The sequence below is a fragment of the Gudongella sp. DL1XJH-153 genome (assembly GCF_049310905.1).
In the GTDB taxonomy this organism is placed as follows: Bacteria; Bacillota; Clostridia; order Tissierellales; family Tissierellaceae; genus Gudongella.
The window spans coordinates 1-13,603 of the sequence record NZ_JBMEMN010000009.1; the positions used below are offsets into that span (position 1 = coordinate 1).

17 protein-coding genes and 1 riboswitch are annotated in these 13,603 nt (G+C 39.3%); of the genes, 12 read left to right on the plus strand and 5 right to left on the minus strand.

Annotated elements, in window-relative coordinates; translation table 11 throughout:
- Positions 1-110: 110 nt before the first annotated feature.
- On the minus strand, positions 111-638 hold the full coding sequence (locus ACOEN1_RS05180) for a hypothetical protein (protein WP_422485430.1): 528 nt from the start codon (positions 636-638) through the stop codon (positions 111-113).
- 236 nt (positions 639-874) lie between these two features.
- Between ACOEN1_RS05180 and ACOEN1_RS05185 the strand changes: the two genes are divergently transcribed.
- From ACOEN1_RS05185 to ACOEN1_RS05215, 7 genes are all read left to right on the plus strand, one after another.
- Positions 875-1,456 (plus strand): YdcF family protein, encoded by a 582-nt coding sequence (locus ACOEN1_RS05185; protein WP_422485431.1) that lies wholly within the window; start codon positions 875-877, stop codon positions 1,454-1,456.
- 13 nt (positions 1,457-1,469) lie between these two features.
- Entirely contained in the window at positions 1,470-2,447 is a 978-nt protein-coding gene (locus ACOEN1_RS05190) for a hypothetical protein (protein WP_422485432.1), read from the plus strand.
- Between the two features lie 48 nt (positions 2,448-2,495).
- Entirely contained in the window at positions 2,496-2,933 is a 438-nt protein-coding gene (locus ACOEN1_RS05195) for a GNAT family N-acetyltransferase (protein ID WP_422485433.1), read from the plus strand.
- Entirely contained in the window at positions 2,930-3,337 is a 408-nt protein-coding gene (locus ACOEN1_RS05200) for a nucleoside 2-deoxyribosyltransferase (protein ID WP_422485434.1), read from the plus strand. The genes ACOEN1_RS05195 and ACOEN1_RS05200 overlap by 4 nt, the downstream gene beginning before the upstream one ends.
- A complete protein-coding gene (locus ACOEN1_RS05205) occupies positions 3,334-3,789 on the plus strand; it encodes a GNAT family N-acetyltransferase (protein ID WP_422485436.1) in 456 nt (151 codons plus the stop codon). Before ACOEN1_RS05200 ends, ACOEN1_RS05205 begins: the two co-directional genes overlap by 4 nt.
- A 52-nt stretch (positions 3,790-3,841) precedes the next feature.
- On the plus strand, positions 3,842-4,291 hold the full coding sequence (locus ACOEN1_RS05210) for a hypothetical protein (RefSeq protein ID WP_422485438.1): 450 nt from the start codon (positions 3,842-3,844) through the stop codon (positions 4,289-4,291).
- Between the two features lie 156 nt (positions 4,292-4,447).
- A complete protein-coding gene (locus tag ACOEN1_RS05215; protein WP_422485439.1) occupies positions 4,448-4,915 on the plus strand; it encodes a GNAT family N-acetyltransferase in 468 nt (155 codons plus the stop codon).
- Positions 4,916-5,022: 107 nt separating this feature from the next.
- Here ACOEN1_RS05215 and ACOEN1_RS05220 read toward each other — a convergent pair whose 3' ends face one another.
- From ACOEN1_RS05220 to ACOEN1_RS05235, 4 genes are all read right to left on the minus strand, one after another.
- A complete protein-coding gene (locus ACOEN1_RS05220; RefSeq protein WP_422485513.1) occupies positions 5,023-5,805 on the minus strand; it encodes a SurA N-terminal domain-containing protein in 783 nt (260 codons plus the stop codon).
- Positions 5,806-5,901: 96 nt separating this feature from the next.
- Positions 5,902-6,927 carry an electron transfer flavoprotein subunit alpha/FixB family protein gene (locus ACOEN1_RS05225; RefSeq protein ID WP_422485440.1) on the minus strand — a complete coding sequence of 342 codons (1,026 nt, stop codon included), beginning with the start codon at positions 6,925-6,927 and terminating at the stop codon, positions 5,902-5,904.
- 13 nt (positions 6,928-6,940) lie between these two features.
- Positions 6,941-7,729 carry an electron transfer flavoprotein subunit beta gene (locus tag ACOEN1_RS05230; RefSeq protein WP_422485441.1) on the minus strand — a complete coding sequence of 263 codons (789 nt, stop codon included), beginning with the start codon at positions 7,727-7,729 and terminating at the stop codon, positions 6,941-6,943.
- 12 nt (positions 7,730-7,741) lie between these two features.
- Positions 7,742-8,881: an acyl-CoA dehydrogenase gene (locus ACOEN1_RS05235; RefSeq protein ID WP_422485514.1), complete on the minus strand. Its 1,140-nt coding sequence runs from the start codon at positions 8,879-8,881 to the stop codon at positions 7,742-7,744.
- A 320-nt stretch (positions 8,882-9,201) separates the two neighbouring features.
- On the opposite strand from ACOEN1_RS05235, the gene ACOEN1_RS05240 reads away from it, so the two are divergent.
- The 5 genes from ACOEN1_RS05240 (at position 9,202) to ribE (ending at position 13,594) form a co-directional block, all read left to right on the plus strand.
- Complete coding sequence (locus ACOEN1_RS05240; RefSeq protein WP_422485442.1) at positions 9,202-9,882, plus strand: hypothetical protein; 681 nt, start codon at positions 9,202-9,204, stop codon at positions 9,880-9,882.
- An 80-nt stretch (positions 9,883-9,962) separates the two neighbouring features.
- Positions 9,963-10,076: riboswitch (FMN riboswitch) on the plus strand.
- A gap of 76 nt (positions 10,077-10,152) precedes the next feature.
- The gene (gene ribD / locus ACOEN1_RS05245; RefSeq protein WP_422485443.1) at positions 10,153-11,250 is read left to right on the plus strand and encodes a bifunctional diaminohydroxyphosphoribosylaminopyrimidine deaminase/5-amino-6-(5-phosphoribosylamino)uracil reductase RibD; all 1,098 of its coding nucleotides are present in this window, start codon (positions 10,153-10,155) and stop codon (positions 11,248-11,250) included.
- 6 nt (positions 11,251-11,256) lie between these two features.
- Positions 11,257-11,907 (plus strand): riboflavin synthase, encoded by a 651-nt coding sequence (locus ACOEN1_RS05250; RefSeq protein WP_422485444.1) that lies wholly within the window; start codon positions 11,257-11,259, stop codon positions 11,905-11,907.
- 13 nt (positions 11,908-11,920) lie between these two features.
- Positions 11,921-13,132: a bifunctional 3,4-dihydroxy-2-butanone-4-phosphate synthase/GTP cyclohydrolase II gene (locus ACOEN1_RS05255; protein WP_422485446.1), complete on the plus strand. Its 1,212-nt coding sequence runs from the start codon at positions 11,921-11,923 to the stop codon at positions 13,130-13,132.
- Positions 13,133-13,594, plus strand: a complete 462-nt coding sequence (ribE, locus tag ACOEN1_RS05260; protein ID WP_422485447.1) for a 6,7-dimethyl-8-ribityllumazine synthase — start codon at positions 13,133-13,135, stop codon at positions 13,592-13,594.
- Positions 13,595-13,603 lie beyond the last annotated feature (9 nt).

Below are 13,603 nucleotides of genomic sequence, written 5' to 3' on the forward strand. Positions count from 1 at the left end.
TTATTCGACAAAAAAAAGAAAAGTCCTTTTTGCTTAAGGACTTTTCCCAAATATTTTTTCACTTTTTCAGTGGCCTCGCATTTGCCTGATTTTTTTAGTGGCGATGATTTTTATTTTTTCCCCAGAGATTCCCTTAAGGCACCTCTGATTGTTTCATAAAGCTCTGGGGGACAGAAAAGATAAATCTTATCTGCAGAAGAAGCCTTTACAACTATTAGATTTCTGCTGTTATTGTATTGGATATCCTTGACTTTATCCCAAGGAATATTTTTGCTATCATTGAAGGTTGATAAGAGTCCAGCTCCCGACACCGTGGGACTCTTTGAAAATATCCCTGTAAGGAATGTAAGAATTCCGACAGTATTCGCCTTCTTCTTATGTTTATCATCTGATTCCATCCTGATGCCATTTTCATCGATAACATAGTTTACAGAGTACTTGCCCCCATAGACTACGTATACGAAGATATAACCAAGAATAAGGGTCGCAGCCACTAGAAGGACTCCGTACCATGCCTTTATAATAATGAGGAAGACAAGCAATAGACCAAAGGGGATTCCAATGGAAATTCCCAGCTGCTTTAGTATGGTCTTGTCATTGAATATTGAGATTTCTGAATTCCAGCTTATAGGTAACATATTATGCACCTCCATCTTAATTTTCTCACAACTTATGGTTTTATGCAATACTATGGAAAATTGTGTTGTTTTAGACTACAGCTTTGTTAATGCCAACAATTGTAATTTAATTGTAATCAAATAAATTGAATTTTCGGTATAATGGAGTTAGAAAAGGATAAACCGATATTTTTAAATTAGCAATCTATGTTTGAGATAGTTAGCTATAAAGTCATAATTTCATGATGGAGAGGATAATGAAAAATAATTATAAGAGAATACTAATTTTGATAGCTTCATTATTTATTATTTCTTTTGTACTTATAGAAGGTATCATTCTTTTAGAAGGAAGAGAAGCAGATGCACCCCAGGTTGACTATGTAATAGTTCTTGGAGCAAGGCTCTATGGAGATGTACCATCACCAGCGCTAGCAGAAAGGCTTAAGGCGGCTGAGGATTATCTTATTGAAAATGAGAGCACAAAAGTTGTTGTTACAGGTGGGCAGGGAACGGATGAGACAATACCTGAAGCCCAAGCAATGAGAAAGTACCTTGTTGAAAATGGAATTGATGAAAATAGAATCATAGTTGAAGACAGAGCTACATCTACATATGAGAACATGAAATACTCGAAGGAATTAATTGAGGAAGAAACAGATGAACCAGTCACAGTTCTGGTTATAACCAATGAACATCATATATTCAGGGCAAAATTCTTGGCTAAAAGGCAGGGGATGGAGGCCTATGGGTTACCTGCAAAAATTCCGCCTTCAATTTTATTGCAATCATATATACGGGAGTACTTTGCTGTTGTTAAATCACTAATATTTGATCACTAAGGAGTGAATTGAAATGAAAAGGAAGTTGTTATTGATATTTACAGTCATACTGGGAATTGTTGGTTCGGGATGCAGCCAAGAAGTTAAAGAGGAGTTTGTTGGAACCATAACTGAGATAAATGGCTTGACAGCAATTGTACTCGCTGATGAAGGCGAGGATATCAGAAGATCCGGGGATCTGGTGGAAGTAAGCCTATCAGTTAGTGATAATTTTGAATTTATGGTTGGAGACCGGGTAAGAGTTACTCATAAGGGACCAGTGGCGGAGAAGTATCCCCTTGGTATAGAGACAATATCCGTAGATCTGCTTGAACGAGATGAAAATCCTCAAGAAGAGCAAGAAGAGCAAGAAGAAGAGGAAGAGGAAGATAATTCAGCATATAATATGATAAGGGAGTATTTGAAAGAGGAAAGCATAAAAACTTTTTCACCTTACTATGAACTGCTGGAATTTAGAATTTCAGACTACCACGAAGAAATGGTTGATGGAAATGTAGAAGCTGAGTTTCTTTACACAATTGTAAGCAAGAACTATGATAGGGATCCTGACACAGCTGGCTACATAAAAGAAGCCAAGGAAAGCGGAAACGAGAATTATCAGCTGATGTATGATGAATACCTTCAGCCAAGTGATATGAATTTTGATTTCAAGGTAGTCATTGATGAACAGGACAACATGACTCTATATTCAAATATCTCTCCCAATAGCGTGGAATGGGAAGAGGCTAAGATGGATGACTATATTCTGAGAGAGGAAAGTTCTGGCATTGTTGGAGTCGGGTATGATCTTGATTACAAGGACAAAATATTTCCAGGAATGTCAGATGATGAAGTCAGTAAGGTTATTGGAAAGATAGTCAAGGCTGCAAGAGAAGAAGCAAGTAATGGCAAAAAATACGAGATTACAGAGGAATCACTCAATGAGCTTGGAATTAAAGGCCTTGATCCGAATTACCTGCATATGATTCAGATTTCCGCAGAGCAGATTTAGAACTACAAGTTGACAAGAATTAATAGCTATGTATGGTGGAGGTTAATGATGAAATTGATCGTGAAGCGATTTGAAGAATTATCAATTGATGAATTATACGAAATACTGCAAGTTAGATTTGCAGTATTTATTGTCGAACAGAATTGCATTTATCCTGAGGTGGATGGTAGAGATCAAGAATCTTACCATGTGTATCTGAAGGATGATACAGGGATCAAGGCCTACCTAAGAGTGGTTGACAAAGGTGTATCCCATGAAGAGGTATCAATTGGGCGTGTCTTGACCACGGAGAGAGGAATTGGACTAGGAAAGAGGATCCTTTCGGAGGGCATTAAGGTTGCAAAAGAGAGGATGAATGCGGACAAGATTGTTATAGAGGCTCAATCCTATGCAAAAGAATACTATGAAAAAGCCGGATTTATGCAGGTGTCAGAAGAGTTTATGGAAGACGGAATTCCTCATATCAAAATGGTCCTGGAAGTATGAAGGCGTATATAGCAGTTAAATACCATAAAGACCGTAGAAACAAGGATATTGTTGATAGTTTGGAAGCGATTATTGAGAGAAAGGGCTTTGAAACGGTTAGTATTGTAGGAAATGACTACAGAGGAACGAACGAATTTGCTAATTCATATGATTTAATGAAGGTGACATTTGGGAAAATTGATGAATGTGATCTGTTGATAATCGACCTGTCTGAAAAGGGCGTTGGACTTGGAATTGAAGCGGGATATGCCTATGCAAAGGATATACCTGTAATTACAATAGCCAAGCAAGGCTCGGATATATCCGAAACAATGGAGGGTATATCAAGAAAGACCATTTTCTATAACAGAATAGAAGATTTAGAGTATAAATTACAAGATATTTTAAAGGTGGGAAGACCATGAGAATTATTTCCGTAAGGGAAAACCCGGATTACACAAGGAAGGCAATTGAGTACTTTCAGAAGATATGGGCATCATCATCCAGTAGCATGAAAGTATACGAAGACAGTATTGAACACTGTATTGATGCGACCAATCCACTACCCCAGTGGTACCTTTTGATGGAGGATGATACAATAATTGGTTGTGCCGGCCTTATTACAAATGATTTCATAAGTCGAATGGACTTATATCCTTGGATATGTGCAATATACATTGAGGGAGAATATAGGGGAAATCACTACGGTTCTCTACTTATGGATAAAGCTAAAGAAGATGCAAAGGAAGGTGGATTTTCTAATCTATATCTGTGCACAGATCATGTTGGGTATTATGAAAAATATGGATTTGAACATATTGGCACAGGTTATCATCCATGGGGAGATAGTTCACGGATATATTCAATTAAGCTATAACGAGATGCTTAATTGATATGAATAGAAATTTGGAGGTTGTCAGGGAGGTTTTATGAAAAAAAGATCAGTTTTAGCATTTTTAATAACACTTATAGCAGCAATTACAGTTTTTTATCCAAGAAATCTAATTGCAATTATTGGTGAAGAACCAGTTGTGGATGAAAATGTAAATCTCAGTATAATCTTTAGAAATACATTCGAAGAAAGTGGCGAGAGAATGGAATCTCAGAATCAGCACCACTCAGAAGAGATTATGGAATTCCTCAATTCTTACAAATATAGGAGATCAAATAAAAGCTATGACAAGCTTGATGATTTAAAAAGTTATAGCATAACTATTAAGGACACTAAAGATGAACAACTGTTAAGAGCTACAATTAGAGGGGATGAGTACATATCTATTATGGATAAGAGGGATAACTATTCATTATATAAGGTTTGGGGTAGTGAATTCGATGAAGAATTCCTGGCAAATTTTTATAATTCTTTAAATGATATGTAATCAGAATCAGCAAGGAGGTGTGAAATGGAAAAGCTAATTTTGGGAAGCAGACAAGATTAGATAGATACATAGATTTAACTAGTTTCATAGTTCACAGGTGATTGTTACAGTTAGGAAATTATGGGGGGAAATATGTACAGTTATAAGTTATCAGTAATGAATGAAGAAAATGCCAAAGAGATATGCACTTGGGAGTACGAAGGAGAGTACGCTGTATACAATCTATCTGATTGGGATAGAGTAGTAGAGAATAATTGGGAGTTAGCTGTAAAGGAAGAAAGAGAAGCTAGTTTTCTATCAGTTACTCAGGACAATCAATTAGTGGCTTATGGGGTAATAACAATTAAAAATGGAATTGTACTTCTAGGAATTGGATTAAAACCTTCATTGTGTGGAAAAGGACTAGGGGCAGATATAATGAAGTTATTGATAGAGGAGAGCGAAAATAGGTTCCCAGGCAGATCCATAGCATTGGAAGTAAGGAGTTTTAACAGAAGAGCAATTAGGTGTTATGAAAATATTGGCTTTGAAATCAAAGATAAATATCTCAGGGATACACTTACTACAAAGAATGCAGAGTTTTATTATATGGAATATGAAGATAGTTCTAAAGATAATCATTAAACGTATTTTGTCGATGCGAGGATTGGCGAAAGAAAGCGTAAATTCAATTGAAAAGTGCCCATGGGGATCGACCCCCTGGGCACTTTTGCATCTAGACTCAGCTTTGCTTATTCTTCGATCAGCATTTCTATTTCGCTGTCTTCCATGAGTTTATTCACGTATTCCATCTGCTTTTCCTGAGTTTTTTGCTGCATCAATTGATTATAAATATCTTCCTGGACTTCTTCGAAAAAGGGAGGTGCCATCATTGCGATCTGTTCCTGAGTCAACTCCTGGCCATCAGCTCTAAGAGCATCCAATTGCTGCTGAGCCTCTTGAACGATCTCCAGGTAATAATCCTCTACTTCTTCTTCAGTGACTGAAACATCTGCTACAACCTCGTCAAAAAGTGTCTTAACGCTGATATCCTCAAAGATAATCTTTCTGAATTCTTCCTCTGTAAAAAGATTCTCAGAAAGAGCATTATTATATTCTTCATCTGAGCCGTACTGTCCCTTGAAAGAGTCTAGCTCAGCCTGAACTTCCGAGTCGGTTGGAGTAAATCCAAGGTTTTGGGCTTCTTGGGTCAATACTTCAATCTGAATCATCTGGTCAAGGATTTGTTTATGGACTCGTTCCTTAACTGTTTCTCCATTTTCACCATCCAGTGTTATCCCTTGCTGTTGATAGCCTAGGAGTATTCTTTCCACAGCTCTTTCATAGGGCCCTTCGTGCAGTGTGACACCGTTTACTGAGGCAATTGGATCACCCAGTTCAAATTCAGAATTTCCACCCTCATTTCCACCTGAACAGGCGGCAAGTATAAGCACAAAAGACAAGATTATTATCAACTTACTAAATTTTTTAGTCATAATCAGACTCCTTTCATTATTGTTGCACTTAGTGATAATCCTATCATAGAGAAGAGCCTAAAACAATAATTGATTAGTATATAACAAGGCGAGAGATGTGATATCTCTCGCCTTGCTATATACTTTCTCTGAAGTTTAGTATGGTCTTTCTCTATAGATTCTAATTTCTTCTGTAAGGAGTGGAAGTATTTCCAGAGCATCTCCCACAAGTCCGATATTTGCAACACTGAAAATTGCTGCACCTGGATCCTTGTTTATGGCGATGATGAAGTCGGATTTCTCCATTCCTGCAAGGTGTTGAACTGCTCCTGATATCCCACAGGCTATATATACCTTTGGCCTAACGGTTTTGCCAGTTTGACCTACCTGATGGTCCTTGCCGATAAATCCTTTGTCTACAGCTCCCCTTGAAGCACCAACCTCAGCTCCAATCATCTTTGCACATTCTTCAAGTACGTGGAAGTTATCACCGACTCCTCTACCACCTGAAAGGATAATATCAGCCTTGGTGATATCTACAGCCATATTGTCCTTTTTAAGGACTTCGATCAGCTTAACCTTATCTTCTATTTTATCGATATCCACTTCTCTTTTGTCCATTTCGAACTTTCTGGAAGTATCCTTGTGTATTGGTTCCATTACCCCTGGTCTGATTGTGGTCATCTGGGGTCTTTTGGTTTCATTGATTATTGTTCCAAAAAGGTTTCCTCCAAATGCAGGTCTTGTAACATATAGAAGTGGAGATTCTTCGTTTTCAGGATCAAAATCTAGTTTTGTAGCATCCGCAGTTAGTCCTGTGTCACACCTTGCTGCAATCCTTGGTGCAAGGTCCCTTCCCAGTACTGTTGCAGGTATAAGGATTATATCCGGTTTGTCATTTCTTATTATATCCATGAAAAGTTCAGTATATATTTCTGTGCTGTAGTGTTTTAATTTTTCGTTATGCAGAAAGATTATCTTGTCTGCACCGTAGTATCCAGCGATCTCAGCCAGCTCATCTGAATGATTTCCGATTACTACACCAACCACTTTGTAATTAAGTGAAGGCCTGTCATTTACAAGTCTTACTGCCTCTCCGAGAAGTTCGAGGGATGAATCGTGTATCTTGTTTTCCCGCTCTTCACAGAAGACATATATATCTTTGTATTCAGCTATATTCATATTCAATCCCTCCTTATTTCCCAATAAAGTTCATATCCATAAGTATTTCAGCGACCTTTCTTGCAGAAGCCTTGCCATCCAGAGTTAATATGTCCGAATTAGAGTGAACTTCCCTTGTAAAGGTCTTTTTAACCTTTGTGGGCGAACCCTTAAGCCCTATTATTGCTGGATCAATATCCAGATCATCAAATCCCTTTACAGGTACGTCCTTTTCAAAAGCATGGGAGATTCCTCTTACATGCATATATCTCGGCTTTGCAATTGTACTTAACGTAGTTATTACACAAGGTAATGAGCACTCAAGTACCTCATAGTTGTTTTCAAGTGCTTTCTTGACAACGATTTTATCCTTGGAAAACTCCATTACTTCATCAACATATGATATCTGTGGTAGACCAAGCTTTTCAGCAGTCTGTGGACCAACCTGAGCTGTATCTCCGTCAATTGCCTGTCTTCCTGCAATTATCAGGTCATAATCCACTGTCTTGATGTATGCAGCAAGAGTATTTGATGTAGCCCATGTATCTGCACCAGAAAATTTTCTGTCGCTTAAGAGAACAGCTTCATCAGCCCCCATTGCATAGAGCTCCCTAAGCATGTTCTCAGCCTGTGGTGGTCCCATAGTAATTGCAGTTACATTTGCTCCGTATTTGTCCTTCAGCTGAAGCGCAACTTCCATACCCGCAAGGTCATCGGGATTTGTTATTGTAGGAACGCCTTCTCTAATAAGGGTACCCTTTTCCTTGTCTATTTTCATTTCCGTAGTGTCCGGAACTTGTTTTAACAATACCAGTATATTCATAACACACCTCCATTATCTTAAGATTTTGCTTGCAATAACCATTTTTTGAACTTCAGATGTACCCTCGTAGATTTCGGTAATCTTGGCATCTCTGAACATTCTCTCAACAGGGTAATCCCTTGTATATCCATAGCCACCGTGAAGCTGGATTGATTTTGTAGTTACTTCCATGGCAACCTCTGATGCAAATAACTTGGCCATTGCAGCCTCGGAGCTGTAGTTTCTGTTCATATCCTTAGTATATGCAGCCCTGTATACAAGAAGTCTTGCTGCATCTATTTTTGTTTGAAGATCGGCTATGGTAAATTGGGTGTTCTGGAATGCGGAGATTGGTTTTCCAAACTGCTTTCTCTCTTTTGTATATTTTACTGCCTGGTCCAGGGATCCCTGTGCTATTCCAAGAGCTTGTGCAGCTATACCAATTCTTCCACCATCGAGGGTTGACATTGCAATCATAAATCCCTTGCCCTTGGGTCCAAGAAGATTTTCCTTTGGAACCATTACATCCTTAAAAATCAATTCAGTTGTTGAGCTTCCCTTGATTCCAAGCTTGTGCTCAGTTTTTCCGATTGAAAATCCTTCCATGTCCGTATCCATGATAAAAGCTGAAATGCCTTTATTTCCCTTGGATTTGTCGGTCATTGCCAAAACTACATAGGTGTGTGCGTAACCACCGTTTGTAATAAATATCTTTGTACCGTTGACTCTGTAGAAATCTCCTTCTTCCACAGCTACAGTCTGCTGCATGGCTGCGTCCGTACCTGCATTAGGCTCAGTAAGACCGAATGCCCCAAGTCTTTTTCCACTGGCCAGAGGGATAAGATACTTTTGTTTTTGCTCTTCCGTGCCATATGTATATATGGGATTACATGCCAAAGAGGTATGAGCTGAAAGGATAACTCCAGTTGTACCACAAACCTTTGACAACTCCTCCACAGCAAGTATGTATGATAGATTATCTCCATCAGAGCCACCGTACTTGCTTTCAAAAGGTATTCCCATCATTCCGATTTCGCTCATCTTTCTTACGGTTTCTTCTGGGAATCGTTCCTCCTCGTCAATATCAGCTGCTATTGGTTCAACCTCTTTTTCTGCAAATTCTCTGAAAAGTTTTTGCATCATCGCCTGCTTTGGGCTAAGATCAAAATTCATTCCTTTGTTCAAATAAATCCACTCCCTTCTTATTGCGTTAAATAATTAACATAAATCTTCAAAAAAATATCGCCACTAATTTGCTACCTACAGATTCTATTATAGACCAACGTAAATATAAATCAAGGTTTTCGATAAAAATTGATAAAAATTTCTCAAATAGTTTATTTTTGAGTATTATTCTGAAAAGGTTATAAGTTTGACTTTCCTTCGGATTAGGGTGCGAGGACTAGATTCACCTGTGGGATTAACATTTTGGATAGAGGGTAAAAATTGGCTAAACAAAATACTATACAAGAATAAAAAACGAGGTGTGAGTAATGAGAAAGCCACAGAGTATAGGATTAGTGATATTTGTAGTATTGGCTATTGGGATAATGCTGCCCGGGTGCACTGCTGTAGAGGAAAAACCCGAGCCTAGTGAGATACCTGTTGAGACTGTTGAGGAGCCAGATGAGGCTCCATCTGAATTTGTTGAGGAGGCATCGGAGGAAGCCAAGGAGCTATGCAATATTGATAACAGCGAAAAGGCACTAATGAAGCAGCTGGCGTTTATACATGAGGGTAATACAATAACCCTTGGTGATATAGTAGATGAGGATAAAATGGAGCTTCTATTTGGAGTAGCAACTGATACTAAAACCCATACCTATTCCAAGGATGATGGAAGAAATATGGATCAGCTTATTGGACTTACAGAAAAAGAATACTCATATGAGGGTCTTGTTATAAAGACTATCGAGGCAAAGGACAGTGTAGAGCCTTTTATTTTCAGTGTGGAAATAACCGATTCAAGATATCAGGCATTAAGAAAGGTCAAGGTTGGAGACAGCTATGAGGTCCTCAGGGAATCATATCCTGAGGGAGTACTTCTAGGAGGAGAGCTTACTGATCAGGAGGATGACTACAGATACGAGCCCTTTGATTATGTTAATGTTATGACCTTCCACATTAAGAATAGGATGGTTGAAAGCATCACAATGAATAGACTCTTGGATTAAGAGACAACAGGTGCCTTTGTTTGATGAATTGTAAATTGACAAGCTTCCATATTAATGATATAGTTTTCTCGAACTTAATATTAAATCTTCAGGGCAGGGCGAAATTCCCTACCGGCGGTAAAGCCCGCGAGCCGTAAGGCTGATTCGGTTAAATTCCGAAGCCGACAGTAAAGTCTGGATGAAAGAAGATAGTTAATTATTCAAAGTATATTGTGGATACTACAAGCCCTGATTTTTTAATCAGGGCATTTTTGTGTTCAAGGAGGTCTTATGGACGAGAAATATATGGAATATGCATTGGAACTGGCAGAAAAGGGATCAGGTTTTACAAATCCAAACCCTCTTGTGGGAGCGGTTATTGTAAAAGATGGAAGGATAGTTGGAGAAGGGTACCATCAATACTACGGTGGACCCCATGCAGAAGTAAATGCATTCCACAATGCAAGAGAAGATGTTAAAGGGGCAACAATGTATGTTACCTTGGAACCATGCTCCCATTATGGAAAGACTCCTCCATGTGTGGATGCAATAATAAAAAGAGGCATCAAGAAAGTAGTAATCGGTATGGAAGACCCAAACCCATTAGTATCAGGCAGGGGAGTTAAGATCCTTCAGAAAAATGGAATTGAGGTCATCACCGGACTGCTCGAGGATAAATGTAGAGTACAAAATGAAATCTTCATAAAATATATAACCACAAAAAAGCCATTTTGCATATTCAAGTCTGCAATGACCTTGGATGGCAAAATTTCAACCCGAACGGGAGATTCCAGATGGGTGAGCGGTGAAGAGTCAAGGAAGCATGTACACAGGTTAAGGCAAAGGGTAGCTGGAATTTTAGTAGGAGTAGGTACTGCAATTGCAGATGACCCCATGCTAACCACTAGACTTGAGGGGCAGGAGACTAAAAATCCCATCCGAATTATAGTTGACTCAAAGGGAAAATTGCCCATAAACTCAAAAATTGTGGAGACATCTGGAGAGGTCAGGACAATACTTGTCACTACGGACCTTTCACCTAAGGATAAGCTTGAAGCACTTGCTGACAAGGGATTGGAAATAATGAAGTCTCCAGTCAAGGAAGGAAGGGTCGATATACCTCTCACATTGTCAAGATTAGGTGAAATGGGAATAGACAGCATATTGGTGGAAGGTGGAAGCACAATTGGATATTCATTCCTGGAGGAAGGGATGATAGATAAGGTTCTTTTCTTTATCGCTCCCAAGCTCATAGGGGGAGATGAGTCTAAAACCCCTCTTGGAGGCAAGGGCATAAACCTGATGAAGGATGCAATAAACCTTGAGAATATTGAAATACGAATGTTTGGTGAAGATATACTGGTAACAGGTTATCCCGTAGGGAGGTGATTGAAATTGTTCACAGGAATAATTGAGGAAATAGGTACGATAAAGGCCATAACAAAAAGTGAAAAGGCAGCAAGAATCAGCATTGATGCGACAAAGGTACTGGAAGATGTAAAGCTTGGAGACAGTATCTCAACAAATGGTGTATGTCTAACGGTTACGGATTTTTCAAAGAGTAATTTTACTGTGGATGTGATGGCGGAAACCATAAGAAGAAGTAATCTTGGACACTTGTCACCTGGAATGGAGGTAAATCTGGAAAGGGCTCTAAAGGCAAGCGACAGGCTGGGAGGTCACATTGTAAGCGGACATATTGACGGGACCGGAAGAATTGTTGACCTGAAGAAGGAGGACAATGCAGTCTGGATAACTGTCTCAGCGGAAAGAGAGCTGCTTAAGTATATCATCTCCAAGGGTTCCATAGCCATTGACGGTATAAGTCTAACAGTGGCTTATGTGGATGAAAGTGTGTTCAAGGTATCCATCATTCCTCACACCAAGGAGTACACAACACTTCTCTACAAGAAGGTTGGTGATGTGGTCAATCTTGAGTGTGATCTTGTAGGAAAATATATTGAGAAGCTTATGTCTTATGGAAGGACAGAAGACACTGGCAGTAAAATAGACATGGCTTTTCTGCAGAAAAATGGATTTGTGTAAAGGAGAAGATAATATGGCAAATTTCAATACAATAGAAGAAGCAATAGAGGATATAAGAGAAGGGAAAATGATAGTAGTTGTAGATGACGAAGATAGAGAAAATGAGGGAGACCTTCTGATGGGGGCAGAAAAGGTTACTCCAGAGGCAATAAACTTCATGACCAAGTACGGTCGCGGACTGATCTGCATGCCCGTCACAGGAGAAAGACTCGAAGAGCTAAGCATAGCATATATGGTAGACAGAAATACAGATTCACATCAGACTGCTTTTACAGTATCAATAGACGCTTTGGAAACTACAACTGGAATATCTGCGTATGAAAGAGCATTGACAATAAAGAAGGTTCTGGAGAAAAATTCAACAGCCATTGACTTCAAGCGACCTGGTCATATTTTCCCATTGAGGTATCAGGAAGGCGGGGTACTAAGAAGGGCAGGACACACTGAAGCAGCGGTTGACTTTGCAAAACTTGCTGGTTTGTACCCTGCAGGAGTTATTTGCGAAATAATGAGTGATGACGGAACAATGGCCAGAGTCCCTGAATTGATGGAGTATGCCAAGGAACACGACTTGAAGATTGTCACAATAGCAGATCTTATCTCTTACAGAAGACACAAGGAAGTTCTCATCAAAAGAGCGGCAGAGGCGGAACTTCCCACCAAATACGGTGAGTTTAGATTGATAGGGTACGAGAATGTCTTAAATGGAGAGCATCATGTTGCCCTTGTAAAAGGAGATGTGACAGATGGGGAACCGGTCCTTGTAAGGGTTCATTCAGAGTGCCTCACAGGAGACGCATTTGGTTCCTTAAGATGTGACTGTGGAGAACAATATGCAGATGCAATGAAGAAAATTGAAAAAGAGGGAAGGGGAGTTCTTCTATATATGCGTCAGGAAGGAAGAGGAATCGGTCTGATTAATAAAATCAAGGCATACTCTCTTCAGGATCAGGGAATGGATACAGTTGAAGCCAATCTAGCCCTAGGATTCAGCGAGGACCTTAGGGAATACGGAATTGGAGCACAGATACTTGCAGACCTTGGTATAAAAAAAGTTAAGCTTCTGACTAATAATCCAAAAAAAATACGGGGACTTTCAGGTTATGGCATTGAGATAGTGGACAGGGTGGAAATTGAGATGAATCACAATGAAAGAAACAAGTACTATCTTAAAACAAAGAAAGACAAGATGGGTCACATATTAAAATTCAAGGAGGACAAGTAAATGAAAATCTATGAGGGAAATCTTATTGGAGAAGGCTTGAAATTTGGAATAGTTGTTGGAAGGTTCAATGAATTTATTGGATCAAAACTCCTGGGAGGAGCAATCGATGCATTGAAAAGACACGGTGTTGAGGAAGAAGACATTGAGGTTGCATGGGTTCCGGGGGCGTTTGAGATTCCTTTGGCGGCAAAGAAAATGGGCAATTCAGAGAAATATGATGGGGTAATTACCCTTGGAGCGGTCATAAGAGGTTCCACTCCACACTTTGACTATGTATCCAGTGAGGTTACCAAAGGGGTTGCTCATGTTTCACTTGAATCAAATGTACCGGTCATTTTTGGCGTTCTAACCACCGATACAATTGAACAGGCCATAGAAAGAGCAGGAACAAAGGCTGGAAACAAAGGTTATGATGCCGCAATGACGGCAATTGAAATGGCAAATCTGTTGAAGCAGATCTAGAGGAGGATA